This window comes from Candidatus Accumulibacter contiguus (genome assembly GCF_036625285.1).
In the GTDB taxonomy this organism is placed as follows: domain Bacteria; phylum Pseudomonadota; class Gammaproteobacteria; order Burkholderiales; family Rhodocyclaceae; genus Accumulibacter; species Accumulibacter contiguus.
Map to the genome: position 1 here is coordinate 2,501,883 of NZ_JAZKUC010000001.1, position 26,669 is coordinate 2,528,551.

At 59.9% G+C, this 26,669-nt stretch carries 19 protein-coding genes and 6 pseudogenes; 4 read left to right on the forward strand and 21 right to left on the reverse strand.

Annotation, left to right across the window (positions count from 1 at the left end; translation table 11 throughout):
* Positions 1-30: 30 nt before the first annotated feature.
* Together V5B59_RS12275 and V5B59_RS12280 are read left to right on the forward strand one after the other, a co-directional pair.
* Positions 31-1,482: a DUF262 domain-containing protein gene (locus V5B59_RS12275; protein ID WP_288129587.1), complete on the forward strand. Its 1,452-nt coding sequence runs from the start codon at positions 31-33 to the stop codon at positions 1,480-1,482.
* Positions 1,479-3,467 carry a DUF262 domain-containing protein gene (locus V5B59_RS12280; RefSeq protein ID WP_288129585.1) on the forward strand — a complete coding sequence of 663 codons (1,989 nt, stop codon included), beginning with the start codon at positions 1,479-1,481 and terminating at the stop codon, positions 3,465-3,467. Before V5B59_RS12275 ends, V5B59_RS12280 begins: the two co-directional genes overlap by 4 nt.
* Positions 3,468-3,875: 408 nt before the next feature.
* Here V5B59_RS12280 and V5B59_RS12285 read toward each other — a convergent pair whose 3' ends face one another.
* The 16 genes and pseudogenes from V5B59_RS12285 to V5B59_RS12360 all read right to left on the reverse strand — a co-directional run bounded on the left by V5B59_RS12285 (position 3,876) and on the right by V5B59_RS12360 (position 20,539).
* The gene (locus V5B59_RS12285; RefSeq protein ID WP_169069216.1) at positions 3,876-4,517 is read right to left on the reverse strand and encodes a glutathione S-transferase family protein; all 642 of its coding nucleotides are present in this window, start codon (positions 4,515-4,517) and stop codon (positions 3,876-3,878) included.
* Between the two features lie 107 nt (positions 4,518-4,624).
* On the reverse strand, positions 4,625-5,536 hold the full coding sequence (locus V5B59_RS12290; protein WP_288129583.1) for a hypothetical protein: 912 nt from the start codon (positions 5,534-5,536) through the stop codon (positions 4,625-4,627).
* A 133-nt stretch (positions 5,537-5,669) separates the two neighbouring features.
* Positions 5,670-7,394: an ABC transporter transmembrane domain-containing protein gene (locus V5B59_RS12295; protein ID WP_288129581.1), complete on the reverse strand. Its 1,725-nt coding sequence runs from the start codon at positions 7,392-7,394 to the stop codon at positions 5,670-5,672.
* A 95-nt stretch (positions 7,395-7,489) separates the two neighbouring features.
* Entirely contained in the window at positions 7,490-7,885 is a 396-nt protein-coding gene (locus tag V5B59_RS12300) for an MAPEG family protein (RefSeq protein ID WP_034919897.1), read from the reverse strand.
* Between the two features lie 55 nt (positions 7,886-7,940).
* Positions 7,941-8,657, reverse strand: coding sequence for an RDD family protein (locus tag V5B59_RS12305; protein ID WP_034919899.1), 717 nt, complete (start codon positions 8,655-8,657; stop codon positions 7,941-7,943).
* Positions 8,654-9,442, reverse strand: a complete 789-nt coding sequence (locus V5B59_RS12310) for a BPSS1780 family membrane protein (RefSeq protein ID WP_034919901.1) — start codon at positions 9,440-9,442, stop codon at positions 8,654-8,656. The genes V5B59_RS12305 and V5B59_RS12310 overlap by 4 nt, the downstream gene beginning before the upstream one ends.
* A gap of 96 nt (positions 9,443-9,538) precedes the next feature.
* Positions 9,539-10,852, reverse strand: coding sequence for a DUF58 domain-containing protein (locus V5B59_RS12315; RefSeq protein WP_034919903.1), 1,314 nt, complete (start codon positions 10,850-10,852; stop codon positions 9,539-9,541).
* Between the two features lie 7 nt (positions 10,853-10,859).
* On the reverse strand, positions 10,860-11,849 hold the full coding sequence (locus V5B59_RS12320; RefSeq protein ID WP_169069222.1) for an AAA family ATPase: 990 nt from the start codon (positions 11,847-11,849) through the stop codon (positions 10,860-10,862).
* Between the two features lie 10 nt (positions 11,850-11,859).
* On the reverse strand, positions 11,860-13,008 hold the full coding sequence (locus tag V5B59_RS12325) for a DUF4350 domain-containing protein (RefSeq protein WP_034919907.1): 1,149 nt from the start codon (positions 13,006-13,008) through the stop codon (positions 11,860-11,862).
* Positions 13,005-14,480: a hypothetical protein gene (locus V5B59_RS12330; protein ID WP_169069225.1), complete on the reverse strand. Its 1,476-nt coding sequence runs from the start codon at positions 14,478-14,480 to the stop codon at positions 13,005-13,007. The genes V5B59_RS12325 and V5B59_RS12330 overlap by 4 nt, the downstream gene beginning before the upstream one ends.
* A 67-nt stretch (positions 14,481-14,547) precedes the next feature.
* A complete protein-coding gene (locus tag V5B59_RS12335) occupies positions 14,548-16,083 on the reverse strand; it encodes a DUF6399 domain-containing protein (RefSeq protein ID WP_332351228.1) in 1,536 nt (511 codons plus the stop codon).
* A 160-nt stretch (positions 16,084-16,243) separates the two neighbouring features.
* Positions 16,244-17,209 carry a stage II sporulation protein M gene (locus tag V5B59_RS12340; RefSeq protein WP_332351921.1) on the reverse strand — a complete coding sequence of 322 codons (966 nt, stop codon included), beginning with the start codon at positions 17,207-17,209 and terminating at the stop codon, positions 16,244-16,246.
* Between the two features lie 14 nt (positions 17,210-17,223).
* Complete coding sequence (locus V5B59_RS12345; RefSeq protein WP_332351922.1) at positions 17,224-17,955, reverse strand: S1 family peptidase; 732 nt, start codon at positions 17,953-17,955, stop codon at positions 17,224-17,226.
* 214 nt (positions 17,956-18,169) lie between these two features.
* Positions 18,170-18,934, reverse strand: a complete 765-nt coding sequence (locus V5B59_RS12350) for an amino acid ABC transporter ATP-binding protein (RefSeq protein WP_332352193.1) — start codon at positions 18,932-18,934, stop codon at positions 18,170-18,172.
* A 20-nt stretch (positions 18,935-18,954) separates the two neighbouring features.
* A pseudogene (locus V5B59_RS12355) lies at positions 18,955-19,610 on the reverse strand (amino acid ABC transporter permease).
* Between the two features lie 138 nt (positions 19,611-19,748).
* A pseudogene (locus tag V5B59_RS12360) lies at positions 19,749-20,539 on the reverse strand (amino acid ABC transporter substrate-binding protein).
* A 176-nt stretch (positions 20,540-20,715) separates the two neighbouring features.
* Here V5B59_RS12360 and V5B59_RS26215 point away from each other — a divergent pair.
* Together V5B59_RS26215 and V5B59_RS26220 are read left to right on the forward strand one after the other, a co-directional pair.
* Positions 20,716-20,919, forward strand: a pseudogene (locus V5B59_RS26215) (CoA transferase); the annotation flags it as partial.
* A 9-nt stretch (positions 20,920-20,928) separates the two neighbouring features.
* Positions 20,929-21,198: pseudogene (locus V5B59_RS26220) on the forward strand (CoA transferase); the annotation flags it as partial.
* A 12-nt stretch (positions 21,199-21,210) separates the two neighbouring features.
* Here the strand turns inward: V5B59_RS26220 and V5B59_RS12370 are convergent.
* The 5 genes and pseudogenes from V5B59_RS12370 to V5B59_RS12385 form a co-directional block, all read right to left on the reverse strand.
* Positions 21,211-21,858 (reverse strand): hypothetical protein, encoded by a 648-nt coding sequence (locus V5B59_RS12370; RefSeq protein ID WP_332351924.1) that lies wholly within the window; start codon positions 21,856-21,858, stop codon positions 21,211-21,213.
* Between the two features lie 17 nt (positions 21,859-21,875).
* A pseudogene (locus V5B59_RS26480) lies at positions 21,876-22,091 on the reverse strand (IS1634 family transposase); the annotation flags it as partial.
* Positions 22,092-22,142: 51 nt separating this feature from the next.
* A pseudogene (locus tag V5B59_RS12375) lies at positions 22,143-23,972 on the reverse strand (polymorphic toxin-type HINT domain-containing protein); the annotation flags it as partial.
* Positions 23,973-24,430: 458 nt separating this feature from the next.
* Positions 24,431-25,540, reverse strand: coding sequence for an NF038122 family metalloprotease (locus V5B59_RS12380; protein ID WP_332351926.1), 1,110 nt, complete (start codon positions 25,538-25,540; stop codon positions 24,431-24,433).
* A gap of 429 nt (positions 25,541-25,969) precedes the next feature.
* Positions 25,970-26,575: a glycine-rich domain-containing protein gene (locus V5B59_RS12385; protein WP_332351927.1), complete on the reverse strand. Its 606-nt coding sequence runs from the start codon at positions 26,573-26,575 to the stop codon at positions 25,970-25,972.
* Positions 26,576-26,669 lie beyond the last annotated feature (94 nt).

Sequence of the window (26,669 nt, forward strand, 5' to 3'; positions counted from 1 at the left end):
GAAAGAACAATATTAAAAGGACTATAATATATGAGCACATGCTTAAAACTCGCAATAACAAAAATCGGTGACTTATTGTCGCACAATAAAATCACAAAGGATGTCGACGGCAACCCCATTCCTGATATTAACTTAGTGATTCCACCTTATCAGCGCCCCTATAAATGGACAGCCAAAAATGCAATTCAACTGCTGGACGATATTATTGGTGCAAAAAAAGAGAATAAAGAAACCTACCGTGTAGGGACACTCATTCTACACCAAGAAGGAAGATCAACATATAACATCGTTGACGGGCAACAGAGAACTATCACCTTTTCGTTGTTACTGAAGGCTCTTGGTGTTACCTCAATACGCTTTTTAGAGCAACCCCTCGCCAATAATCCACATAATACTCGCAACATACCCAATAACTTTCGCACACTGGAAAGACGTACAGTTAATATTGATGTACGAGAAAGAGGAGAACTACTGGATTACATCGAAAACAACTGCGAACTCATTGTTGTCGTTACAGAGAACATATCCGAAGCCTTCCAGTTTTTTGATTCGCAAAATGCTCGTGGTAAAAAGCTTTACCCCCATGATTTGCTGAAGGCCTATCATCTTCGTGAAATGAACGATTTGGATGTAGCGGAGACCGAGAAGGTTGTAAAAAGTTGGGAGGATTTAGACCAAAAAGAACTCTCCGGACTATTTAGTGATTATCTCTATCGCGTAAAAGAATGGACAAAAGGCAACAAAGCATGGGAACTCACAGAACATAATATTCATAAATTCAAGGGCATTACCAGGCAGGATAACTTCCCTTATGCTCAATTCTACAAAGGGGCATTTGCCTATGCCGATACGGTTAATCATTCCTCAACTCCTTTTGTCTCAGGCATACGCAATCTTAAACCGTTTCAGTTGGATACGCCAATTGTGGCGGGTAAACCTTTTTTTGACTATGCAAAACACTACTTTGAAATTCTTAAAGATATTCAGAACAACGACAAATACGAGGGCTATTTCATCAATGATAACGATATCATAAAAACACTTGACCTGAGTACATACAAAAACGGTGTTGGCAACCGAATTACACGCCTGTTGTTAGACACCGCTATTTTGCTCTATGTTGATAGGTTCTGCCCAGAACGACCTGCAAAAATTGACTTGGAAATGTTAGATCAATTTGTGGTGTTTGCTTTTGTCTGGGCCTATTCGCTAAGGGCACAATACTACAATCTCGGCTGGCTGTCTGCCCAGAATTACATTATGGGTAACGATCTTATAAACTCCTTTAATATATACAAAATCATCACCGACTCAGATTCACCGGTTTCGCTTTTAAGTTCACTTTCCGACAAGGTGAACCTGTTGCCAATTAACAAGATAGCAGCAAAAAAAGATAATGTGGATGATCGAGACGAAAACGACATTTATCAAAACTATCTTCACTATTTCAAATCAAACAAATTCATGGAGGACAGAAAATGAAAACCAAAACGCTCCCCCTCAAAGAACTTTCTATAGCTGAAATTTATAATGGTGACAAAGCAACCTATGAAGTGCCAATATACCAGAGAAACTATGCATGGGAAAAAGATGAGATTTCCGCATTGATTCAGGATGTTTATGATTCGTTCACTTCAAGAAAACCGACCTATTTTATCGGGACATTGGTGTCCTTCCATAAAGGAGATCAGGTATATGAAGTGATTGATGGCCAACAGAGGCTAACCACAATTAACCTCGTCCTGGGTGCATTGGGAATTCTCATCCAAAACAAACTTACGTATAGGGCACGCAAAAAATCGAACGACACCATTAAAAGCATCCCTGAATTCAAGGTTGACGAAAAAGACGCTGGAATTGTAAATGGCTTTAAATATGCGAAGAACGCCATTAATGAAATAGTTCCGGCCAACGATTTATCCAAGTACAAAGAATATATTCAGCACAGCGTTCACCTGATTCACTATCATGTGCCCAAAGATATAGATCTAAACCACTACTTTGAGGTTATGAATTCCAGAGGTGAGCAACTGGAAAAGCACGAAATTATTAAAGCACGTCTTATCGAAAAACTAAACAACGCCGACAAAGCAAAGTTCAATCGCCTTTGGGAAAATTGCAGCGAAATGAAGGTCTACATACAGCAAAAGTATCGTGATACCGCAATATTTGGAAATAATCTCAGTGATTTCAAGGTATTAAACTTTAACGATATACCTCAAGCTGACGATAACACCAATACACTGACTTTCGGTGATCTTATCAATTACAAAGGTATAGACAAACTGCAGCAAGAAGAGGACAAACTCGATACGTTCCAGCCGATAATGGATTTTGCAAACTTCTTGCTTATTGTGTTGAAACTTACCCGTATGGAAGAAAGCGACTTTGATCCTACAAGCTTTAATCTGGACGATAAAGATTTGATTCATGAGTTTGACAAGGTGCAGGTTAATGAAAAGTTTGTAAAGATGTTCGGCTTCAACCTGCTGATGGCAAAATATCTTCTTGACAACTATCTCGTGCATCATTCAAATGAAGATGACACTATTGAGAATAACCCCTGGAAGCTTCAGTACTGGCAAAAAGACGGAAAAAACGAGTATTTGAAAAATCGTGTTGACGATATCAATATTCAGCATAAACTAGTGCAGTCACTTTCGATGTTCGAGGTCTCATTTACAGCAAGGCAACGCAAGAATTATCTTTTCTATTGCTTGTTGCATCTATTCCGCCAAGGTACAGATATCAGCCCGTATTGTAATTTCGTAGCGGGGTTGGCGGACAAATTTTTCAAAGATGTGTATTTGGTGAACGACAACCTTAACGAAATTAATACTCCTAAACCCGGCAGTTTCGATAACACAATCTTTCAAAACAATCAATTTGATATAACGCCACGCAATGACATATTTAATTTTACTGCAATCTATGGAGATGGCACTGCAAAATCAAAGGGGATTCCTTTGTTCGTTTTCAACTATCTTGACTATAAACTGTGGGAAGAATATGCCAATACGCTTCGCGGCGAAAAAACAAAAGAAGGCAGTAAAGAACGAACTGACTATTTTGCAGCACTTGGATGTGGTGATTTTGGCCTGAAAGTATTCGAACAGTTTTATTTTTCAAGAACGCGCAGGAGTCTGGAGCATTACTTCCCAACTGCCAATGCAACTGGAAAGAATGGTACGCCTAATGAAGAGCAAATAAACTGCTTTGGTAACTACGCCATGATTGGTAGCGAAGCGAATAGTTCCGGTTCTAATTGGAGCCCGAAAACCAAACTTGATCATTACCTAGATGCTTCAGGAAAAATTAGGCAGGTCAGTGTGGCATCAATCAAGTTCATGATTATGATGCAAAAATGCAAAGACAATCAAAGCGCTTCTCGGGGAGCGGGGCAGGAATGGAATTTTTTTGACATAAAAGCTCATCAAGAAAAAATGCTAGACGTATTGCTTAAATAAAAGCGAACCGCTAGATCGGTTTCAATGTTCAATGGTCAATAGGTTAAAAGAATCTCTCGCGATGCAGCGGCGATACATTCGTGAGCTACTCTCCTCCTGGCGTCAGCCTGGCGCTCGCGCCCTGACCCACTACCCAGGGCCTCGCCACTCGGAACGTATACTCCAAAGCACCGTATATACTATATTGTCATGCACTTGGCAGATTTCTGGGTGGCTCACACCTCGTCTGCCCAAGCATGACCGAATGGTCCGAAAAGGATGGCGACCTACAGAAGCTCAACCGAATGAAACATAAGCCTATAAGAATCATATGGTTGATAAATTTTGGCCATATGCTGTCCGAGTGGCAAGGCCCTGGGTAGTGGGTGACTTCTGTAGTGTTGGATCATAGCCATTACTCCAGACAAATCACTCCTCGATCGGCACCGCCTGGAACGCTTCGCTCGCTTCGAGCCGCTCTGCCAGGCGTTCGAGCGCCGGGCACTCACCGCTCGGCCATTCGTGGGGCAGGACGTAACGGATGAAGCCGATTCCGGCAACGCTGCTGATGTCGGCCTGCGTCAGGCGGCCACCGAACAGAAAATCGCCGTCCAGCCGCTCTTCGAGCATCGCCAGGGCCTGACGCATCTGGCCGCGCAGGCGGTTCGTCCAGTCAGGCCATTGCAGCTCGGCCGGGCGCTTGCGCTCGTATTCGATGGCCACGGCCTTTTCCGTAGCCACCATGGCCAGGGCCATCAGTTGCTGCACCTGCCGATGTTCGCTCCCGCTGCGCGGCGTCAACGGTGTCATGCCACGTTCGGCAGCGAGTTCGTCGAGGTAGTCGAGCAGATAGGCACTTTCGTAGATTTTCTCACCGTCGGGCAGTGTCAACATCGGCACTTTGAACAGCGGATTGAGTGGACGCATGGCGTCCATCTGCCTGAACACTGACAGCGAAACATGCTCATAGGGGATCGCATAGCACTGCATGGTCACCGCAACGCGGCGCACGAAAGGTGAATCATAGAGTCCGAGAAGCTGGTGCTTCATGCTGCTTGTCATGTCCGTCATGTCTTTTTCTCCTAAAGGTTGAGGTCAAGCAAAGCCGGTTGGAACGGTGGCGACGCACGGCAGCAGCACCCTGGTCCGGATACGCCGTTCCCGGAAGGATCGGGGGTTCATCTGGAGGCTGCAGGCAAACGCTCGACTTCGAGAATACGGCCGCGGCCTTGCTCGGCAAGCAGCAGCCGGCCCGGGGCCAGCGGCAGAACGGTTTGCCCGGAGCGCAGACCGCGCAGTATGGTCTGCAACGATCCTGTTCGGTCGAGCAGCAGCAGGCGTGCCCGATGCGTGGCGTCTTCGGTGATCCACAGCCCTTCCTCGTTGCACATCAGAAAACCCGGCGCGTTGAGCTGTTCGAGGACCAGCACATCGGCACCGTCGGCCTGCCAGCGCTTGACCCAGCGTTTTCCCTTTTCGGTATAGAACAAGCGCCCATCGGGACAAACCGCGACGCCCTCACCCTCGCTGAGGCCGCTGCGCAAGACGGTCAACACCCTGGTGAGCGGGTCGAAGCGCAGCAGACGCCCATCGCCCGGTCGATCTTCGATGGCGTACAGATACCGGCCATCGCTGGCGAGACCTTCGACACTTCGCCCCTGGAATAGGGCTTCCGTTTGACCGTCATGCAGCCAAAGCACCGGCAGGTCGCCCCCTTCCTGAGCAATCGCGATGCCGTCGTGAAACGCCACCAGTCCATCGGGCTTGGAGAGCCCGACCACGGCCTGGGACAGGCTGCCACTCGCCGCACGCCTGAACAGGAGGCCACGCTCGTTGCCGAGTTCCTTGCTGATGTACAAGGCGCCATCACGGTCTTTCGCCAGGGCGCTGACCTGCGGAATGCCATCGAGGTAGACCCGGTATGTCCAGCCATCCGCTGCCGTCACCGGGTAAAAATGCTGCCAGGCAAGGAAGCCACCGAGCAGCACGACCCCCAGCGCTGCCAGCCACAGTCCCTGCGCCCTGCGTGACCACAGCGCGCTGGGAGTGTCGTTGTTGATCCTGCGGCGATCGTCGACGTCTGCTTGCATGCCTATTCCTCTCTGAGCATGAGCCCCGAAATGGATCGGGGCGAATTCTTGCCATCTTTGCACCTTGGGCACAGCAAAGCCACGCTGTTCGCCAGCTTCCCGGCAACGCTGGCGTGCGCCGCAGCGGGTCTCTTCAGGCACCAAACTGCAGCGCCGCCAGGCGAGCGTACAAGCCGCCACGCTCGACCAGCGCCGTGTGCGTGCCAACGTCGATGACCCGTCCGTGGTCGAGAACGATGATCCGGTCGGCGCGTTGCACGGTGGCCAGGCGGTGCGCAATGACGATCGTCGTCCGCCCGGCCATCGCGGCTTCGAGCGCCGCCTGCACGACGCGCTCGCTTTCGGCGTCGAGGCTGCTGGTCGCTTCGTCGAGCAGCAACAGCGGAGCGTTCTTCAAGATCGCACGTGCAATGGCGATGCGCTGGCGCTGGCCGCCAGACAGGCGGACACCGCGTTCGCCGACGAAAGTGGCGTAGCCGTCGGGCAGTCGCTGCACGAATTCATCGACGAAGGCCGCGCGTGCGGCAGCACGGGTTTCCTCGTCGGAGGCCTCGGCTTTGCCGTAACGGATGTTGTCGGCGATGCTGCCCGAGAAGATCACCGCCTCCTGTGGCACCACCGCTATGCGTGCGCGCAACTCGGTCAGGCGCGCGCACCGCAGGTCGATGCCATCGATCCGGATGACCCCCTCGCTGACGTCGTAAAAGCGCTGCAGTAACTGGAAGACGGTCGTCTTGCCGGCCCCCGACGGCCCGACCAGCGCCACCGTCTGCCCGGCATCGATGGTGAAATCGAGCCCCTGCAGCACCGGCTGCAGCGGGCGCGACGGATAGGCGAAGCGCACCTCGCTGAAGCGCACCTGCAAGCCGGCCGCCGCTGCCGGCAGGGCAACGGGCAGCGCCGGCTCGGTGATCGGCGAACGCTCGCCGAGCAGTTCCATCAACCTTTCGGTGGCCCCCGAAGCGCGCAGCAGGTCGCCCCAGACCTCGGCAAGTACGGCCACGCTGCCGGCGACAAGCATCACATAGAGCGCCGTCTGGCTCAACTGGCCGGCGCTGATCTCGCCGGCGAGCACCGCCTGAACGCCGCCGTACAGGCCGTAGAGCAGCGAAGCAAAGACGCCGATGATGACGAAGGCGGTGAGCGCCGAGCGTGTGCCGCTGCGGCGGATCGAGGTGGAAAAAGCCTGCTCGTTGGCGATAGCGAAGCGTGCCGTTTCGGCACTCTCCTGGGTATAACTCTGAACCACCGGAATGGCATTGAGGATCTCGCCGGCGATGCCACTGGTATCGGCAATGCGGTCCTGGCTGGCGCGCGAGAGTTTGCGTACGCGGCGAGCGATGAGTGCTGCCGGCAGCACCACCAGCACGATGATCCCCGCCACCGTCAGCATCAACCGCGGCGTCGTGGTGAGCAGCATGGTCAGCCCGCCGACCAGCAACACCAGGTTGCGCAGGCCCATGCTGATGCTCGAACCGACGGCGTTGTGAATCACCGTCGTGTCGGTGGTCAGCCGCGACAGCACTTCGCCGGTTTTGAGGGTCTCGAAGAACTGCGGACTCTGTTGCAGCACATGCGCGTAGACCGCCTGCCGCAAATCGGTGGTCACTCGCTCGCCGATCCAGCTCACCATGTAGAAACGTGCGGCGGTCGCCAGCCCGAGTAGCACCGCGACGAGGAACAACCAGAGGAAATGGCCGCGGATCGCCGGCAGTCGATCGTCGAGCACGTCGCCGGCCGACGCTGCGAGACCACCGTCGACCAGCAGTTTCACGGCGTAGGGCAACGCCAGCGTCGCGCTGGCGGCGAGCAGCAGGAACAGCAAGGCCAGAGCGATCTGCCCGCGGTAGCGGGCCACGTAAGGCAGCAGCGCGCGCAGCGGCCGCAGCTTGCGTGCCGGCAGCGCTCTCTGCGCGCTGCCGTCGCCTAGCGTTGTCCGGGAAGTTTCGCGATTCAGGCGAGCAGTCCGCGCAGCACGCCCCAGGCGCCGCCGAGGGCAAGGGCGCCGAAAGCGAGCATCGAGACCAGGAAGCCCTTGCCGCGTGTCTTCGGATCACGCGCATAGGCCAAGGCGTACCAGACCCGGCCCAGCAGCCAGGCGCCTCCGAGCGCCGTCGCCCAGAGGCTCGACAGGTAGAACGCGCACACCCACAGCACCGGCAGGAAAGCGACCGTGTTCTCGAGGGTGTTCATCTGGATCCGATAAGCGATCTCGAATTGCGGGTGACCACTGGTTGCCGGCGCCTGGATGCCGAACTTGATGCGGCAGCGGCCGACATAGGCCGCACAGGCGAACAACAGCAGCGCCGTGGCGAGGGTGACCAGAGCCGGTCCTGGGTAAGCATTCATGAGGTCGATCCGTATCAGGGCAGAGCAGGCAAGGACAGCAGGAAACCGGGAAGATTCAGGATAGCTGACTCCCGAGCAGGAAGTTGCCGATGCGCAGCAGGCGTCGCCGCGCTGCCTCACCGTCGAGACCGGCGCTCAGCGGCGCGGCGGCGATGGCCAGCTCGGCTGCCCGCTCGGGTGTCAGCAGCGCGGCACGCTGGCTGTACTCGATGATTGCCAGCTGTTCATCGCGCGTCAGGACAAAGGGTGGTGCTTCGCTGCCGAGCCCGCTGCCCGCACTGGCTGGACGGCGCGCAGCGCCATCGACATGCACCACCAGCGTACCGGCAGCCAGGTCGCCCAGGCGTTTACCCTCGCCATTGAGCAGGCTGGTGACGAAACCGGCGGCGTAGAGCAGCGGCAGGAAATCGACGCTGCGCAGCGTGTTGCGGATGAACGCGGCACTCCAGCCGACGGGGCGACCGTCGTCATGGACGACCGCCAGGCCGCAGGCTTTCTTGCCTGGAGTCTGGCCGTGGCGATACACCTCGAATACGATCGGATACCCCCACTCGAGCAGAAATGCGCCGAGCAACAGCAGGCCGGCGCCGAAATCGCCGATTTTCGCGGCGGCAAACACCAGCAGCAGCCAGAGCCCCAGGCGAAGCAGGAAATCGAGAAACCAGGCACGTGCCCGCGCGACCGGCCCGGCCACCCGCAGCTCGATCTCGCAGCCTTCGGGTGTGGCGATGCGGCGGAGGCTGTCCAGCGGGGCGGCAAGCGCAACGGTCATCGATGTTCGGCGAAGAACAGATCCCGGTAAGCCGCGTACAGTGAAGCGTAGAGCACCGGCAGCAGTACCAGCCAGCCGAGCAGCAGCGGCAGGCTGGCCAGCACCGCGGCAACCAGCACCAGCAGGCCATAGACCAGGAAGGGCAGCAAATTCCGTAGCGCGACGAGAATCCCGGTCCTGATCGCCTGATACGCCGACAGTTCATGAAAGAGCAACAGTGGTGGCGCCAGCCAGACCGCCATCGCCAGTGGCGCAAAGACCAGGATCATGACCAGAAAGGCAAGCACGATGGCCCACGCGGCGGTATTTCCGGCGCTGTCGTGAGCAATCGTCGCCAGTGCGGCGACACCGGTGACGGTGGCCACGATGCCGAGTACCACGGCCATCACCAGCAGCATCAGCAGGTAGAGCAGCCCCACCATCAACAGACCTCCCGGTTGGCGCGAAAAGCCGGCAAACAGGTGCTCGAAGCGGATCCCCTCGCCTTCTTCGATGGCCCGGCAACCGATACTGATGCCTCCGATGAACACCGGAATCAACAGGTTGGCGGCGACATTCAGGAAAGGGATCATGCCGACGATCAGCATCACCAGCATGAAGGCGACCGCGATGCCGATCCAGGTGCCCGGCGCCGTGCGGAACATCTCCCAGCCGCGCAACAGCCACTGATAGCCGCACCCGGCCGGCACCAGCCGGCCCTCGGGAAGAAACGTTCCGAAAGAGCTATCGCTGTAGTCATACAGCCGCGCCGAAGGTGCCTTGTATGGGTTTTCGTCGATCTGCATTGCAGCCCCTGCCGTCAAAATGATGGAAACACGTCTCGTCGCTCCAGTGACCAGACATTTCGTTGCCCCCCTGCGGCAACGAGCACGCGGCGCATACTATAACGCGCCGGCGCGCTTTCTGGCCCAGTAGTGATTAATCAGCGCCACCGGCAGTTCGCGCGCAGCGACATCGAGAATCTCGACGCCGGCGTGGCGCAACAGCGCCACCTGCCGCCGCCGCGCCTGCAGGTATTCGAGGCCGGCAGCGCGCGTCAGCGCCGCGTCGAAATCACTGACCGGTGCTTCGAGCAAGTCGTCGAGTACTGCTTCGCGCAGGCTGGCGATGCTCACCGCGTGGCGCCGCCGCAACTGTTCGACTGCCGGCAGCAAGGTATCGTCGTCCTCGTCGCGCAGGTTGGTGACCAGAATCACCAGTGCCCGTTTGCGCAGGCGCTGGCTGAGGGATGCACAGGCGCGCAGGTAATCGGGCACCTGCAGCGACGGTTGCAGGTCGTAGACCGCATTCATCATCGCCTGCAGGGTCGCCAGAGACTTGCGTGGTGGCAGCACGCGCGGCGCAGCGTGGCCAAAAGTCGCCAGTCCGACGGCGTCGCCCTGGCGCAGGGCGACCCAGGCGAGCAACAGCAAGGAGTTGAGGGTGTGGTCGAAATGCGAAAGCTCGCCATCGCGAGCACGCATCCGGCCACCGCAATCGAGCAGGAAGACGATCTGCTGGTCGCGATCATCGGCGTATGCCCGCGAGATCAAGCGACCGACACGGGAGCTGGCTTTCCAGTCGATCTGCCGCGGCGAGTCGTCCTGATGGTAGTCGCGCAACTGCTGGAATTCCATGCCCTCGCCACGTCGCCGGCGTTGCAGGATACCGATCTGCGACAGGCGGTGATCGGTCGCCAGCAGCGTGTAGTGCGCGATGCGTGCGAAATTCGGAAAGACGCGCACCACGTCCTGCAGCGCGATGCTCTCGTGCAGCAACCACAGGCGCAGCGGCGACGAGCAGCGCAGGTTGACGCCGTCGAACACCTGCCGACCGCGCTCGCTTACCGAAACCCGGTAGGCGACGCGCAGGTAGCGGTCGGCGGCGATCGTGAAGCGCAGTGGCAAGCCCTCGCTGAGGAAAGCTGCCGGGTGCCTGTCGATCAGCCAGCCGCTAGCCTGCTGCCCTGAATCGCAGCGAAGGTAGAGGCCGATGTTCTGCCAGGTTCCTACCGGCATGGCATGCGACAGATCGCGCTGCACGGTGATGCGGCCGCGACGGCGCCAGGCGCTCAGCGCGTCGGCAGCGGCCAGGCCGAACAGCGTTGCCGCAGTCGCCTGCCAGAGTGCCAGCAGGCTCGGCACGACGGCGACCGCCAGACCCAGCAACAGCCACAGCCCGGCAGCGAGCAGCAGTCTGTGGTCGGGAAGCAGCATTTGACCGTCAGGCCCGCGGCGCCGGCACGCGTTCGAGCAGCGCGCGCAGCAGATCGTCGGCGCTGAGCCCTTCGATCTCGGCCTCGGCGGCCGGCGCCACGCGGTGGCGCAGCGCCGGCAGCGCCACCGCCTTGATGTCGTCGGGCGTGGCGAAACCCCGCCCGGCCATCAGCGCCCGCGCCCGCGCTGCCCGCACCAGCGCGATCGGGCCACGCGGACCAGCGCCGCTGGCCAGCCCCGGCGTTTCACGACTGGCGCGAACAATGGCTACGGCATAAGCGACGACGCGTTCGTCGACGACGACATGCGCCGTCCATTGCTGCAGCCCGACCACCGTTGCCGGCTGGATCAGCGTGGCCACCGCCTCGACATCGAGGTCACCGCCGGTCTTCGCTCTCGTCACCTGCCGGGTCAATGCCACTTCCTCTTCTTCGCTCGGGTAATCGATGCGAATCTTGAACAGAAAACGGTCGAGCTGCGCTTCCGGCAGCGGGTAAGTGCCTTCCTGTTCGATCGGGTTCTGGGTCGCCAGGACCATGAACGGGCGCGGCAAGGGAGAGCTGTTCCCTTCCAGCGTCACCTGTTTTTCCTGCATCGCTTCGAGCAGCGCCGACTGCGTCTTGGCGGGCGCCCGGTTGATCTCGTCGGCGAGCAAGAGATGCGTAAACACCGGCCCCTGGCGAGTGACGAAATTGGCCGTGGCTGCGTCGAACAGCGTGTGACCGACGACATCGGAAGGCATCAGGTCAGGGGTGAACTGGATGCGCCGGGTCTGGCCGCCGAAGGTTCTGGCCAGGACTTTTACCAGCAGCGTCTTGCCGAGACCGGGAACGCCCTCGATGAGCACGTGTGCATCGGCCAGCAGACCGATCAGCACTTCGTCGATCACTGCCTGCTGGCCGATCACCGCCTTGGCCATTTCAGCGCGCAGCGCGCTTAGCAGTTGCCTTGCCTGTTGCAGTTTTTCTGCCGGCAGGACCGGCGCGGGGGTATTCATGGCGAGGATCTCAGAGTTCACGTTCCAGGTCGCGCAGGGTGCGCAACGCGTCGGTAAAAGCGTGCGGGGTATCGGCCCGGCCATCGAGGGCAGCGGCGATGCGCGCCGCCGGCAAACCGGAACGTGCTGCCAGAGCGATCGCCTGCGCCGCAGGCGGGCGTGCAGCGATGCCTGGCTGGCGCAGCGCGAGGCGGCTGCGAAAATGCTCGCGCGCAGGTGCCAGCAGCGCCGCCAGCGCACCCGACCGCCACAGGTAGCGAGCAATGGCCGCCAGGTGTTCACGCAGTTCACGGCGCGCCGGCGGTGCCTCCGGCTGTACCCCCCCGAAGCGCGGAATGATGCGCCATAGCCAGAGGACGAGCAACATTGCCGCAGCGATGCACGCGGCCCCGGCGTTCTCCAGCAGCCAGTCCAGCAGGCTCGGCATCTGCAGGCGCGACAGCAACAGAACCTGCGGTGGTGACGAGCGGTCATGCTCGCTGAGCAGCGTCCAGTAGAATTCGGCATGGTCCATCACGCCGATGCGCCGATTGCTCAACATCTGGTCGAGCCCGCTGGCGATCGTCAGATGCCCATGGCCGATGTGGAAATGCAGGATCTGTTCACCGCCACCATTTGCACCCTCGCCAGCCGACCAGTCCGGCTGTCGCCCGCCGGCCTCGAGTCGCGGCCCTCTGGCGTCGATCCGCAGCGGCCGGAGCATGCCAGGCAGCGTCACTTCCAGCACCTCCGGCCACTCGCGTGGCGCCTGCGGTGACGGCTCGAAGTACCGCACCCCGAGGTGGTCGAGCAGCGGATCGGCGACGTCACGATATTCGGCGACGGCGATCAGGTATCCGCCGTCCTCGACCCAGGCGAGCAGGCGACGCAGTCGCTCGGGGGGCAAGTGATGCGCGCGCTGGCGGTCGAGAAACAGCGTGCCACCGGCCGGCAGCCGGTCGAGGATGCGCGCGTCCGATTGCCGCGTCAGCTTGCCGCCCATGCGCGCGGTGAAACGTTCGAGTGCCAGGTAGGGATTGCGCCGGGCCTCGGCCTGCGGCGCTTCGCGGCGATGTTGCGGGACATATTCGAGATGGGTGACCAGCCAGCCAGCCAGCAGCGTCAGCCCGACGAGGGCGAAGAGTACGAGGAGCGAGGCCTTGTTGTGGCGGCGCGTCATGGCCGTGCCTGCGGCTTGCCGAACAGGAGATCCCAGCCTGCCAGCAGTTCCTCGACGCGCTCGACCGGGATCGACAGGCGACCATAGGCCGCCAGCCGCCAGGTCTCGACGAGCACGTTGAAACGGCGATCGAGCGCCTCGGGGACTCGCCCGGCGATGCGGCTCAGGCAGTCGTTTTCGGTGTCACCGGCGGCAAAGTCGATCTGGCGCTGATGCATCAGAGCGACCAATGCACCGCGATAGAGCAGGCTCAAGGCCTCGACGCTGTCACCCCGGTCCAGCGCCGCATGCGCTGCCGCCGCCACATCTGCCGGCAGGGACGCCGGACGCAGGTCGAGACCGAACAGGAACTCCGGTGCCGCTGGCGCCACGCGTGCGCGCGATCCGGCCTGCCGGTAGCGCAGCACCAGGAAAATGGCCGCCGCCAGACCGAGACCGGCGAAGACCCAGAGCAGGCCCCTGAGCATCTCGGAGAACCATTCGATTGCTTTGAACAAGACCTTGATCCAGTCGCCCCCAGGCTCGTCGACGGGCGAGTCCGACTGCCGCCAGCGCCAACTCCAGTCTTCCCGGTCCTGCCCGAACACCGGGTCGGTGAGCACCGCATCGATCGCCTGCCTGGCCACGCTCGGCGGTTGCGGTGCTTCTTCGGCTTGTACGGGCTTGAGCAGCGGCAGCCACACGGCCAGCACCAGGAGAACCAGCAAGGACGACGCCAGAGGAGTCGCAGACTGCCGCGCGGCGAGGCGGCGAAAAGCCAGTTCGATATCCCAGGCTTCGAGTTCGCTGCGCCGGTTCAGGTAGAGGGAAAACCCCGAAGCCACGTAAAGCGGCTCGACCACCGTTTCGGCAAGCATGAACACCAGATTACCGGCGAAATACCCGGCAGTCGAGCGATCGCCGCCAAACCACTGCCAGAGCGACAGGTCCTGGCCATCCCCCGGCACCAGCGCCAGCAGGGTGATCACGATCGAGACCAGGAGAATCGTCGACATATTGGCGCAAAAGAAGGTCAGCCAGACGGCGTGGCCCCGGCAGCGCCGCGACAACAGCCGGAAACGCGCCCGCGCGTCGGCGCCGGTCTGCCCCTCGAGCTGCCACACCGGCAGCAGCAGCGAGCGTGCCAGGCTGCAGCGGCGCAGCGTCAGGCCGGAGAGCACGCCCGGCCCGCGCAACACACGCGGCAACTCGCGCAGCAGGTCGCGCACGCGGCACTCGTCGCCAAAGACCGAACGGCTGAAGACGAACAGCAGCACCCGGTCGAACAGCGGCTTCAGCCACCACAGGACGAGTATCGCGTATTCTGGCCACGGCCACATGACCAACAGAATGACGATGCCGGCCGGCCAGTAGGTCGCAAACCAGGCACGGTAGACCGGCGCGGCCCAGTTGCGCAGCAGCGCCGGCCCGAGATCCAGCGCCTCCCAGGGGCTGCGCCGGCGCAGCCTGACGGTGATCTGCTCAAGCTGCACGGGATCGACGTCCGGCCAGCAACAGATAGGCGCTGGTGAGCAGCCAGAAAGTGCTGCGGCTTCCCACTTAAGCCGGGACAATCTCTAACTTCAATGGGTTATGCACAACCCGGTGGCGGGACTTCCTCGGTAAGGGAAGTTCCCCCATCTGGTTGAGCAGCCAATCGAAAAGATCAGGGAAAGAGGTGCTAAACAGACGTTCGGCTGCGATAGTGCCGTCACTACGTCTCACCCCATAGTTGTGGATAACCGTTAGCGCAGCCAGGCGGCATTTCGTCAGACCTCGCCCGTTATGATACAACTGGGACAAGCGGCCATTGCGCCCTTCGACGGCGGAGGAGCTGCGATGGAACTGTCGCACCATCCATTCCCCCCATTCTAGCCAGCGCTGCAACTCACTCTCGGAGAATCCCGAATGGAACGGGTCTGCTTTCCAGGCCTCTAATGCTCGCTGCCAAGCCTCCTGATACCGTTTCCGGTGAACCCTGTTTTGCGTTTTCCGCATTTGGTAGTGCCAATAGAGTACGGGCAACAGCTTGCTCGTCAGCCATTGCCGAGTCGCTTCATCCAGAGACCAGCCCAGCAGGATTTCTTCTACCCAAAGCCACCAAAAGCTGACGTGACTCGATAAGGCGCCGATCTGGGCACGGAACTTCTTCAGGGCGGAACGGGTATCCTGGATCCCTTGTTGCGCCGCCAGAGTTTCCAGGGCCTGTGCTCGCGTTTCCAGTCCTGCCACTACGCTCTCCGCCGTCGTGCGAGTATTCTCCTCCAGGGAGAAGGGATGGATTTCCTCGGCGATTCCCAGCAACTGCTTCTGGTACTCTTGCTGCGCCTGTTCCACTTGCGCGCGGGCTTCCCAGGCACAGGCCTGTTGTGCCGCCAAAGCCGCCTTTTCCTCGGTACTGGCTCCGCGCGACGGCTGATCAAGGGCCTTCTGGGCCAGTTCGCAGCACTGATCCGCCTTGGCTTTTCGACGTCCCAAGGCCGGTGACAACCAGCGACTGAGGCCATATTGCTCGTGGAACGTATCCGCGCCCGAGGTACACTCAAAGCCTGTGACCGCTAATTTGATCAGGGCCTTCGCCCGGTCACTGATGGCGTGGTTGACTTCGATACCCAGTGCTTCCAGGCGCGGGGTCACCTGGGCAAACCAGGTATCGAAACCCCGGTCCTTCTGAATCGACTCCAGCAATAGGTAGCCCGAGGACAAATCCATCAGCACCAAGATCAGAATCTCCCCAAAGAACGTCTCATCCGCGGCCACCACCGCTTGGCGTGTCCGCGTCGGTACCGAGGCTTCACACTGTTGCTGAAACAGGGGCAACAGCGCTTCCATCCGGCTGAGTTGGGTCTGCAAGGCGCTGGGAGACACCCCCACATGGGTATGAAGGCGGATCAATTGGAAGAAATCCGACAAGGCACCCGCCCCCACATGATGTTGCAGCCCGAACGTGTACAGCACAGCAAATACCAGCAATCTCAGCCATGCCTCCCCCTCTTCGGTTTCCCAAAACCCCGATTCAGGATGTCGGTTCCTACGGGCTTGCGCTTGCAGGTGGCGATGAACACTGCTTTTCGGGCGATGAATTAATTCCCCCACTGCACGCAGGCTTCGTTTTCCCTGGTCTGTAAGTGCGGCAAAAATGACGCGGCTGGTTGTCCGTATGGCTTGAGTCGTAGAGTTTTTTTGTCATAAAACTGATGATACAGGAGATGCGGCAACCAGTTCCCATCTCCTCAGCTCCCTTCATCCTCAGACTCTATCGGTAGCATGACTGTCCCGCTTTAAGTGGGAAGCCAGTGCTGCCGACCGCGATCTTGATCTCCAGCGGAACGCCACGCAGAGGCGACCAGAAAGCCTCGATGAAGGCGGCGAAGAAGGTCAGCGCCGCGGCCCCATAAAGCAGCTTCACCGCGACGCGGCCGTTCTCCTGCAAAGCCGCCAGGCGTGACCGCTGGCCTGGTGCCAGCAGCGCCATCCCGAGCTTCAGTCCGGCAGCACCGGCGAGCACCGCGCCGATCAATTCGAAAGCGCTGTGGCCGGCGACAAAGCCCCAGAAAGTCTCCCCCAGGCCGACCTGCGTCAGGTGACCGGCAATCGCCCCGATGTAGAGACCGTTGTAGAGCAGGTAGAACACCGAGCCGAGACCAAATGCGATGCCGCCGGCGAAGGCCTGGAAATCGATGCGCACATTGTTGGCAATGTAGAAAGCCCACATCGCCCACTCGCTCGACGCCGCACGCGGCCGGCCCAGATGTGCTGCCGCTGGCGAGTACATCTCCTCGATCTCGCTGACGGTATCCGGTGAGAGCAGCAGGAAAGCGGCGTCAGGCCAGACCTGAATGGCCATCAGCATCGCCAGTAGCGGCCCCAGCAGGAGCAGCATGGCGGCGACAACGACTCGCCACTCGCCGCGCACCAGCGCCGGCAAGTCAGCGGCGACGAAGCGCCGCAGCGCGCCACCCTCGGGCCTGGCGGCGCCATAGATGCGCTGGTGGACAGCCAGCACACGCCGCTGCAGATCCTCGGTCAGCGCCGCCGAGTAATTCCGGTCGCGCACCAGCGCCAGGTCATGGCACAGGCGGCGGAAGCGCTGCGGCAAGCCGACAGCGTCGATCGCCAGCACCTCCGGCGCGGCAGCGACAGGCCTCTGCGCCGACGCCAGCCAGCGGTCCCAGGCTTGCCATTCCGCCTGCCGGCGAGCGATGTATTGGCGTTCCTTCACGAGGCAGCGCGCAATCAGTGTGCAGTCAGAGTCATCAGGATGTCGGCGTACCAGGCGCAATTGAGGCCCAGCGCTTCATCGAGCTTGCGGTCGCGGCCGCCGACGTCGAGCCGTGCCGAATGGATGCCGAGCAGCAGCCACGGCAGATCGCCACGCATCGGATCCTGGCCGTAGGTACGCATGACCACCGGTGCGCCACTGCTGCCGCGGTGGGTGCGCGCATCGGTCAGGAAGTACCCTTCGCCCTTGAAGCGCAGGCCGAATGACGACGACAGCACCGCTTGCCGCACCACCGGCATGTGGTGCAGGGTGTCGTGGAAGCCGAGCGGAAAACCGACCACCAGCAGCGAGCTGCCGACCTCGACGGCGTCGACACCGCCGGGTAGATGCGCAGGGGTGAAAGCACGATAGAGCGTCGCTGCCGGCAGGGCGCTGCGGTCGATTTCGATCACCGCCACGTCGATGTCCCCAGCCGTGTCCAACCCCTGCCGCCAGAGGCTTTTTCCCCCGTTGTACAGCGGAATCGAAAACCTCGTCGACTCGGCCAGGTTGTCCGGGTCGATGTGCAACTCGATCTCGATGCGGTTGGGAAAATGCCGGCTCGGCTTGTCGAGCAGCACATGCCTGCTGGTCACCAGAAACAGCCGCTGGCCGCGCGCGAAGAAAAAACCACTCGCGTTGGTCAGTGGCCGCTGCTGTTCGAAAGTGCAGATGCGCGCGGCAGAGAGAAGAATGCTGTCAAGCATGGCACATGAAATCGTGAGTCGCATACGCGACTTTCACATTAACCCGAGCGGCACGCCTATGCACCTTCGGCGAAGCCTACTTCTTGTTCTCGCCTTGCGGACTGACCGGCGCGGCATCCTGCTTCGGAGCATCGCCGAGCACCGTTTTCAGCGGGCAGATCGAAAACGCCGGGCATTTCTTGCAACCGGCGACAATGGCGATTGGGCACAAAGTCTACAGCATGTGCTCAAGAAAGGCCTGCGTACGCGGATGCGCGGGGCTGGAAAACATTTCGGCTGGCGCGGGGGCGCGCTTCGACAATGCGCTCGCCCGCGTCCATGAACACCACGCTGCGTAACCCGACACCTCGCGGGCAAAAGCCATTTCGTGAGTGACCACGAGCATGGTCATGTGCTCGTCGGCCAGCTGGCGCATGCTGCGCAACACTTCGCCGGTGAGTTCGGGGTCGAGCGCCGAGGTCGGCTCGTCGAAGAGCATGATGTCGGGTTCCATGGCCAGCGCGCGGGCGATGGCGACGCGCTGCTTCTGCCCGCCGGAAAGGCGCGCCGGATAGCTGTCGCACTTGTCGAGCAGACCGACCTTGCGCAGCAATTCTTCGGCCTGGGGGATGATCGCGTCGCGCGCCAGACCCTTGACCGTGATCGGCGCTTCGATGATGTTCTGCAGCACGGTGAGGTGCGGAAACAGGTTGAACTGCTGGAACACCATGCCCATCTTGCGGCAAATGCGGCGCAGCTCGGCATCCGGCGCGTAGCGGCAGACGCCGGCGGCGTCGGTGCTCACCAGCGTTTCGCCGGCGATCGCGACGGCGCCGGAATCGATGGTTTCGAGGTGGTTGAGGCAGCGCAGAAAGGTGCTTTGCCCGGAACCTGACGGGCCGATCACCGCGACCACGTCGCCCTTGGCGATTTCCAGCGAGACGCCCTTCAACACCTCGACAACGCCAAAACGCTTGCGGATGTCGCGGGCCACGATCATCGGCGCGACGTTCGGGCAGCTCATTCGTCGTAGACGGCATGTCGCTTCTCCAGGTAATGGAAGCCCCAGGTGAGGACCAGCGTCATCAGCAGATAGAAGGCCGCGGCGACGACGAAGGGCATGGTCGTGAAATCGCGCTGCACGATCCCCCGCGCGGCGCGCAGCAGGTCGTTCATCGCCAGGACGTAGATCAGCGAGGTGTCCTTGACCAGGGTGATGGTCTCGTTGCTCATCGGCGGCAGAATGCGCTTGACCACCTGCGGCAGGACGATGCGGCGCATGGTCTGGCCGTAGCTCAGGCCGAGGACGCTGGCGGCCTCGTATTGCCCGCGCTCGATCGACTGGATGCCGGCGCGAAAGATCTCGGCAAAATAGGCGGCGTAATTGAGCACGAAAGGCGACGATCGCCGCCGGAAAATCGGGCAGCCGCACGCCGATCACCGGCACGAACGGCAAGGCGAAGTAGATGAACAGCATCTGCAGCATCAGCGGCGTGCCGCGCATCAGCCAGATGTAGCCATTGACCATGCCGCTCGCAAGGCGAAAGCGCGAGACGCGCACCAGCGCCAGGACCAGCCCGAGCGGCACGGACAGCAGCAAGGTCAGCAGGAAGACCTGCAGCGTCACCGCCGTGCCCCGCGAGCAGCGGGCCGAGAATTTCGATTATGTAGTCCATGCCATCCTTGTCAGCCAGGGTCAGCCGGAAGCGCACTGGCGCTTGCCGCGCAAGCTGGGAAGAGGGAGGAATCGACAGGGCGGCGCACGCCCTGTCGCCCGCCGAGCGCGACTGCCGGTCGGCAAGAAACAGGCCAACTTACTTGATGATGTCCTTGCCGAACCACTCGTGGAGATGCGGGCGGCGGAACCGTCCTTCTTCATCTCGTCCATGGTCTTCTGCAGTTTGGCGAGCAACTCGGTATCGTCCTTGCGGACACCGACGCCGTACTCCTCGGTGCCGAAATGGTCTTCGAGCACGAGGTATTCGCCGGGCTTCTTGGCCAGGTAGTAGCGGCCCACGACTTCGTCCACCACCAGCGCGTCGAGGCGGCCGGTGGAGAGGTCCATCAGCGCCGTGACGTTGTCACCGTACTTCCTGACTTCCTTGATCGATTTGGCGACGCCATCCTTCTCGACCGCTTCGACCGCGCTGCTGCCTTCCTGCAGTCCGACGACCTTGCCGGCCAGGTCAGCCTTGTTCTTGACCGGCGACTTGGCGGTGACCACGACGATCTGCCGGTTTTCCAGGTAAGGCGTGGTAAAGGCGATCTTTTCCTTGCGCTGCTCGGTGATCGTCAGACCGTTCCACAGGGCATCGACGCGCTTGCCGTTGAGTTCGGCCTCCTTGGCGTTCCAGTCGATCGGCTTGAACTCGACCTCGGCACCGAGGCGCCTGGCTGCTTCACGCGCGAGGTCGATGTCGAAACCGACCAGCTTGTTCTCCTTGTCGCGGAAACCCATCGGCGGGAAGTTGTCGTCGAGGCCGACGACGATTCTGGTGACCGCAACCGGCTGGGCCGCCGCCTGCGACTTCGGTGCCTCCTGCTTGCCACAGCCAATGAGCAGGACGCTGGTAGCCAGCGCGCCGAGCAGCAATGAAATTTTCATACGATTTACCCTGATTGAATGAACATGAAGAAACACGAGAACGCCTGTTGTCCGGCAGTCGACCGACTTTTTTTGCGCGTGGCGAGAACAAATATCGAACAGGCCGCGATTATCCCGGAAAATGAGCCCCTCAAGCCTTTTTCCCCCGCAAAACACTTTCCCGAAAGCCCATTCCCATGCGTTCTCCCCCTCTCGCCGGCCTGCGTGTACTCGACCTGACACGACTCTTGCCGGGGCCTCTGGCCAGCATGCACCTCGCCGACCTCGGCGCCGACGTGATCAAGATCGAAGATACCGGCGCCGGTGACTACGCGCGCAGCGCCGGTGCAGTGCACGGCGACATCAGCTACTTTCAGCTTGTGAACCGCAACAAGCGCAGCTTCGCCGCATGGACGGCGCTATTCGAGCGCGTCGATTGCTGCGTCACGCCGGTGCTGCGTTTCGAGGAGAGCCTGCAGAACGAACAGTTCCAGGCGCGCGGAATGATCGTCGAGGTCGCCGGCTTCAAGCAGTTCGCACCGCCGTACCAGATCAGCGAACTGCCTTTTGAAGCCCGTCTGCCACCACCTGCTGCCGGCGAGCACAGCGAGGAGATTCTGCGCGAGAACGGTTTCAGCGCCGACGAGATCGCCGGCTTGCGCGCGCAGAAGGTGATCTGAGAGGCATCCCTTTCAAGGTGTTTTGACTTTGGCGTCGCGGAGGACGCGGGCGGTGGAGAGGTGTTTGCGAACTACAGCGGCATCGACATCAGGCTTGGACTGATCCTTCTTGGGGCCGCGCTTGCAGGTGGCCACACGGCGCGGGGAGACTTGGCTGGCCAGAGGCAGGAGATACTGGGCGACGCGCTCTGGCGTGGCCTCGGACCAGAGGTGCCACTCAGGCGCGGGCAAGGCGATCAGCATGCCTGGGTAATCACGGGCGACCTGGACGAGCAGGGTCTGGGTACAGAAATGGCGATCTGCAATCCACCACTCACCTGGGCGAGCGCCCGCCACCCAAGTGGCCGCGGCCGTGCGCTCGCTCTCGTGCGCGTCCTCGCAGGCGATGATGTCCATCACCAGTCCGCTGTCGGGATCGAAAACCATCCGCGTGTGGCCCAGCAGGGCCGCTCGGCGCGCAGTGGCGCCAGACGCTTCTCGCTGGCCGGAAGGGGGTTGCCGTCCACAATCCGCCGCGATCACCGGCCGCAGACGAGTGGCGCTGCCTTGCACCAGCGCGCGCAGCATCGGCGGCGCGGTGTGATTCACCTGCGCGTACAGCGCGGCGAGTGACAGCGGCGGATCTTCCTCCAGCCAGAAGACGAGACTACGCTTTAGCAATCGGTTTTTGTTAAACAGGCGGCCAGGCCTGCCGCCGCGCTGGCGCGCCTGGAGTTCTGGAGGAAGGCGTTACGTTCGGCGACCTTCGCTTGCCACTGCGCCAGCTTGTCCTCTCGACGCCGCCCCTCGCGCACCCGCACGGTTTCGTTCCGGCGCACGATCAGGCGCTTGTCGTTGTGCTCCACCTCGCACAGAGGCGCATCGAAGAGATCCGTCTGCAGCACGCCCTCCTGGGGAAGCAATTCCCATGCCTTGGCACCACTGGTGCCGCAGTTATGTACCCACACGCCCCTCTCAGCCAGGAAGAAGGTGTTGAATCCTTCTACTTCCAGGTTGAAAACACAACCATCGTACTGGTAGAGCTTGACACTCTCGACAAGAACTTCAACGTTATGGCAGCTCTCCAGAGCATCGTCCGGTTGCAGTTCGCTCAGCGGGATCCAGCCTTTGCCCTTCACCCAGAATGGATGCTCCGCCGTGGCGACGATCGGCCCAGAAGTATAGTGGCGGCCGTCTTCGTTATGTCCATGTACCCACATCTCGTAGATCGGAACATCTTCCCGATAGATGTTCCGAATCACTTTGCGGTAGGCCATCTCGCCGGTCTTTTCGCAACGGGAGAGCACCATCTGACCCACGGAAATGTATTGGATCTCCTCGTATTCGCCGTTTTCGACGATAATTTTTGTCTCGCCATCAAAACACGCCTGCTGTATGTCAGGTCGCTCAATCACCTTGAAGCCGTCCTCCCGCATAAAGACGCGTTCAACATCGTCCAGGGCTGTGATCTTCTTTAGCAGTTCCTGGTTGAGTTTTTTGCCGGAGAACTTTTCACTCAACTCGCTCCGGAGACGTTCCAGCGGCTGCGTCGGGTGCCAGCTTTCGAACAGAGCAGCGTCATCCGTGTACTTCAAGGCCACTTTCGCGCCCGCGAGCAGATGCTCCTTGAGCATATACGCTTCCTCGACTTGCAATTTCAAGGACAGATTGGCGTCGACCATCGTGCTCAGCTTGGCCATTTCAGCCTGGAACCACCGTTCCACTTCCTTGGCGCCATTGGTGCTGCAGTTATGCACCCACACGCCCATATCAGCCAGGAAAAAGGTGTTAAATCCTTCCACTTCCATGTTGAAAACACAGCCATCGCCATGGAAGAGTTTGATCTCTTTGACAAGAACTTCATAGTTATAGCAGCTCTCCAGGGCATCACCCGCTTGCAGTTCGCTCAACGGGACCCAGCCCTTGCCCTTCACCCAGAAGGGATGCTCCGCCGTGGCCATGGTCGGTCCGGAGCTGTAGTAGTCGCCCTCTTCGTTATGTCCATGTACCCACATCTCGTAGATCGGAACCGATTCCCGATAGATGTTCCGAATCACTTTGCGGTAGGCCATCTCGCCGGTCTTTTCGCAACGGGAGAGCACCATCCGACCCTCGTCAATGTATTCGATATCCTCGTGTTCGCCGTTTTCGACGATGATTTTTGTAGCGCCTTCAAAACCCACCGCCTGCAAGTCAGTTCGCTCAATCACCTTGAGGCCGTCCTCCCGTATCACGATGCGTTCAACATCGTCCAGGGCCGTGATCTTCTTTAGCAGCTCCTGGTTGAGTCTTTTGCCGGAGAACTTTTCACTCAACTCGCTCTGGAGACGCTCCAGCGGCGTCGTCGGATGCCAGCTTTCGAACAGAGCAATGTCTTCCGGGTACTTCAAGGCCACTTTCGCGCCCGCGAGCAGATGCTCCTTGAGCATATACGCTTCCTCGACTTGCAATTTCAAGGACAGCTCGGCATCGAGCATTGTGCCCAGCTCGGCCATTTTGCCCTGGAACCACCGTTCCACTTCCTCAAGCGTCATGGAGCGCGCAGAGGGTGTGGTGAACTTGAGCAACTTGCCCACGAGGACCTCGGATTTGGCGAGGATCTCGGTGAGATTGTCGTGACCTAGATTACTGCTTCTCGCTTCCGCCGCCCGCGCCGCCATCCTCGCCAGCACCTTGTTCGCCATAGAGATGAGTAGCGGGTAAGTAATCAGCGCCGTAAGGATCTGAGTACGGTCACTGATGGCTGCGATTGTTCTAACCCAAAACCCTGCGTACTCGTCGTCTTGTTCTTTCATTCCATTTCCTCCGTGTGTTTATGAGCCTAACGAATAGCGTTTATCTGCCGCGCCGACAGCGCCCGCACCGGGGGCAGTCAATGAAAGCATGATGCTCCCTTACTTCAGCACGTACCGTGCCAACGGAGATAACTTTTCCGAGAAACGCAAGTGCTTGCTTCATTAATGTGAAAGTCGCGTATGCGACTCACGAATCTTGCCCTGAGCCTTGTCGAAGGGCTCCTCCCCCTCGCGGGGGCGAAGACGGGGTTTCGCGGAGCACTGCGCCGCGGCAGCCGGCCCGCGATGCAGCGCGGGCCGTGGGAGGGGTCGGGGGCGAGATGGGGAATTCGCGGAGCATGGTATGCTCTGCGCCCATCGAACGATTCCGGCGTACCAGCCGGAATGCGCCCTGCAGGGGAGGGAAACGGTCATGACTTTCATGATCGGGGGGGCCTGGAAAAGTCATGACCGTTAGATTATTTACCAGGCAGACAGAGGCGTCTTCTGTCGGCACCGAGTCCCACCAGGGCAATTCCGAAAAGGAAGAGTGTCCCAGGTTCCGGGACGACTTGTCGCAGATTCCAGCCAATCGCATCAAGAGCGCGGATGTCGTTGGCCGATACTGCCAGAAGCTCACCTCTTCCCGCCGTCGGGTCCATCATGCCAAGGCCCAGGTTGTCCTTCCAGTGGCTTGCCTGCCTCCCGTCGCCGAAATTCACGCCAGTCGAGAACAGGGGCCCAACCGTCGTTCCGCCGTCGAGCGAAAAATACTTGGCTCGGTTGTCTGCCGTCCAGTCGATAACGTTGCTCAGGTCGCTCAAGGCCGAATAGCGGAACAGGTCCAGGCCCGACACGTAGGTGAATTGATGGTCGGAAAACGGCCCGCGGACCGGTGGGGAGTTAATGTCGAGAACGTCGACACCGCTGATGAAGCCGAGCGCATGCCCGATTTCATGCGTTGCAACACCAACGAAATCGATTGCGCCGGCGCTGATTCCGTCGGTCGGGTCAAAATCAAAAGTGAAAGCCCCGGTGTTGAAGCGAATACTGGCGTCACAGATGGTTGCGCAGTCACCAACGACTGCGCCGGTCGGCGTGAGGCCAAGTGCCTTGGCTTCGGCGTTGGTGATGCGAATCGCCCTATTGTTGGCGTCACCGTCGTTGTCGACATAGGGTGTGGCGCTGCCCGAGCCATTCGGATTGTTCGACGTCCGATTGAGGAGCATGCCGAAGCTGCTACCAGCCGGGAGATTCGCAACCGCCGTGGCATCGTCGGCGGATGTTGCGTCGGCGGACAGGGCGACCTTGAACGAATTCACTCCGTCAAAGCTGAAAATCGATTGCGCCGAACTGGTCGAGCCGAGGATTCCGGCGCCCAAACTGGCTGATCCTACTGTCATATCCAGGATGACATTGTCGCTGAATATCGACGACCAGCGGGTGGCGGCGGCCTGAAATCCCTGTTGAACCTGGAGCGATGTGCCCACTGTGTAGGTAAAATTGAAGATCGGTCCCGCAACCCCCGGCGCTGTAGCAACCGAAAAAGCAACCCCAGAAATCAATTGATAAATCACGGTTTTTCGCATCGGTCTTCTCCCAAAAAGGAAATTGAAAAATCAGAATTGGGAGACACTCCTGTGCCTCCCGCTTAACGCATAGCCAGTCCGCACCTCTTACGAGTCCAGCTTCAGCGGACAGTACTTGCCAATTCTCCTGCTCCCCTATCTCGTCGTCCGACCGCTGGTCGGGAGATGGATAGCGGTACGCCCCGAAAGCACGTGTACAGCCAATGATCGACGCTCCCTTACTCAGCACGTACCGTGCCAGAGAAGATGACTTTTCCGAGAAACGCAAGTGCTTGCTTCATTGGATGATTCACCAGGCAGACAGAGCACAGGCGCCGGATTTCCGACACCGCTCGTCTTACAACCATCGGATCTTCGATGACGGAGGGGAGCGAACAGAAGGCGGGCCGAACCGACCTCGACTGTATACGCGGCCTCCGCCGACGGACTTCAGCCACAGTCGCAGCCGCCGCAGCCGCCGCAGCTCCCATCGCCCCCATCGCCCCCATCGTCGCTACCGTCGGAGTCGCCTCCCAAGGAGGAAATGAGCCAGGCCATAACGGCGATGACGGTGATGACGGTAATAGCGATGCCGATGAAGTTGATGGCAGCGCTGCCGATGAAGTGGAACATGGCGGCGCCGAGCACCAGGATAGTCCCGGTCAGGGCGATGGACGGGAGCGCGGCGGCTGTTCCTGTGGCCAAGGCGCCGACGAGCAGGCCACTTACCAGCAGCAACCCACGTCGACCTGGCAGAAGCGGACGTGGCAGCACCAGATGCCGGCGCAGATCGACTCGCCGAATTCGCCCCGGGTTCGCGAAGCGCTCGCGACTCGCAGGCCAGAAGACGAGCGGCGGCGGACCGAACCAGCGTTCGTAAGCGGCCAGGGTGCGCGCGTACTGCTCGCGGTAACGCCGCTTCTCGGCCTGCCCGCCGCGGGTCGGCCCATGATGCAGGGCGATGCCGAGCACTTGTGGGCAAAACTGCTGCCAGTAGTCGCGCGTATGGATGAGGTGCTGGTGCCAGACTTCGTCGACCTCCTGGCTCGGCGTCAAGGGGCCGGCGGCGAGTCAGGTCGATACCGTCTTCCGGGTTTTCGAGGGAATGGGCGGACAGCCGCTGCCAAAGGGCTATCGCCTCCACGGACCA

Excerpts from the sequence above, each read along its gene's own strand:
- V5B59_RS12275 (WP_288129587.1), top strand. The coding sequence starts at position 31 with ATGAGCACATGCTTAAAACTCGCAATAACAAAAATCGGTGACTTATTG.
- V5B59_RS12280 (WP_288129585.1), top strand. The coding sequence starts at position 1,479 with ATGAAAACCAAAACGCTCCCCCTCAAAGAACTTTCTATAGCTGAAATT.
- V5B59_RS12285 (WP_169069216.1), bottom strand. The coding sequence starts at position 4,517 with ATGACGGACATGACAAGCAGCATGAAGCACCAGCTTCTCGGACTCTAT.
- V5B59_RS12290 (WP_288129583.1), bottom strand. The coding sequence starts at position 5,536 with ATGCAAGCAGACGTCGACGATCGCCGCAGGATCAACAACGACACTCCC.
- V5B59_RS12300 (WP_034919897.1), bottom strand. The coding sequence starts at position 7,885 with ATGAATGCTTACCCAGGACCGGCTCTGGTCACCCTCGCCACGGCGCTG.
- V5B59_RS12305 (WP_034919899.1), bottom strand. The coding sequence starts at position 8,657 with ATGACCGTTGCGCTTGCCGCCCCGCTGGACAGCCTCCGCCGCATCGCC.
- V5B59_RS12310 (WP_034919901.1), bottom strand. The coding sequence starts at position 9,442 with ATGCAGATCGACGAAAACCCATACAAGGCACCTTCGGCGCGGCTGTAT.
- V5B59_RS12315 (WP_034919903.1), bottom strand. The coding sequence starts at position 10,852 with ATGCTGCTTCCCGACCACAGACTGCTGCTCGCTGCCGGGCTGTGGCTG.
- V5B59_RS12320 (WP_169069222.1), bottom strand. The coding sequence starts at position 11,849 with ATGAATACCCCCGCGCCGGTCCTGCCGGCAGAAAAACTGCAACAGGCA.
- V5B59_RS12325 (WP_034919907.1), bottom strand. The coding sequence starts at position 13,008 with ATGACGCGCCGCCACAACAAGGCCTCGCTCCTCGTACTCTTCGCCCTC.
- V5B59_RS12345 (WP_332351922.1), bottom strand. The coding sequence starts at position 17,955 with ATGCTTGACAGCATTCTTCTCTCTGCCGCGCGCATCTGCACTTTCGAA.
- V5B59_RS12350 (WP_332352193.1), bottom strand. The coding sequence starts at position 18,934 with ATGATCGTGGCCCGCGACATCCGCAAGCGTTTTGGCGTTGTCGAGGTG.
- V5B59_RS12380 (WP_332351926.1), bottom strand. The coding sequence starts at position 25,540 with ATGCGAAAAACCGTGATTTATCAATTGATTTCTGGGGTTGCTTTTTCG.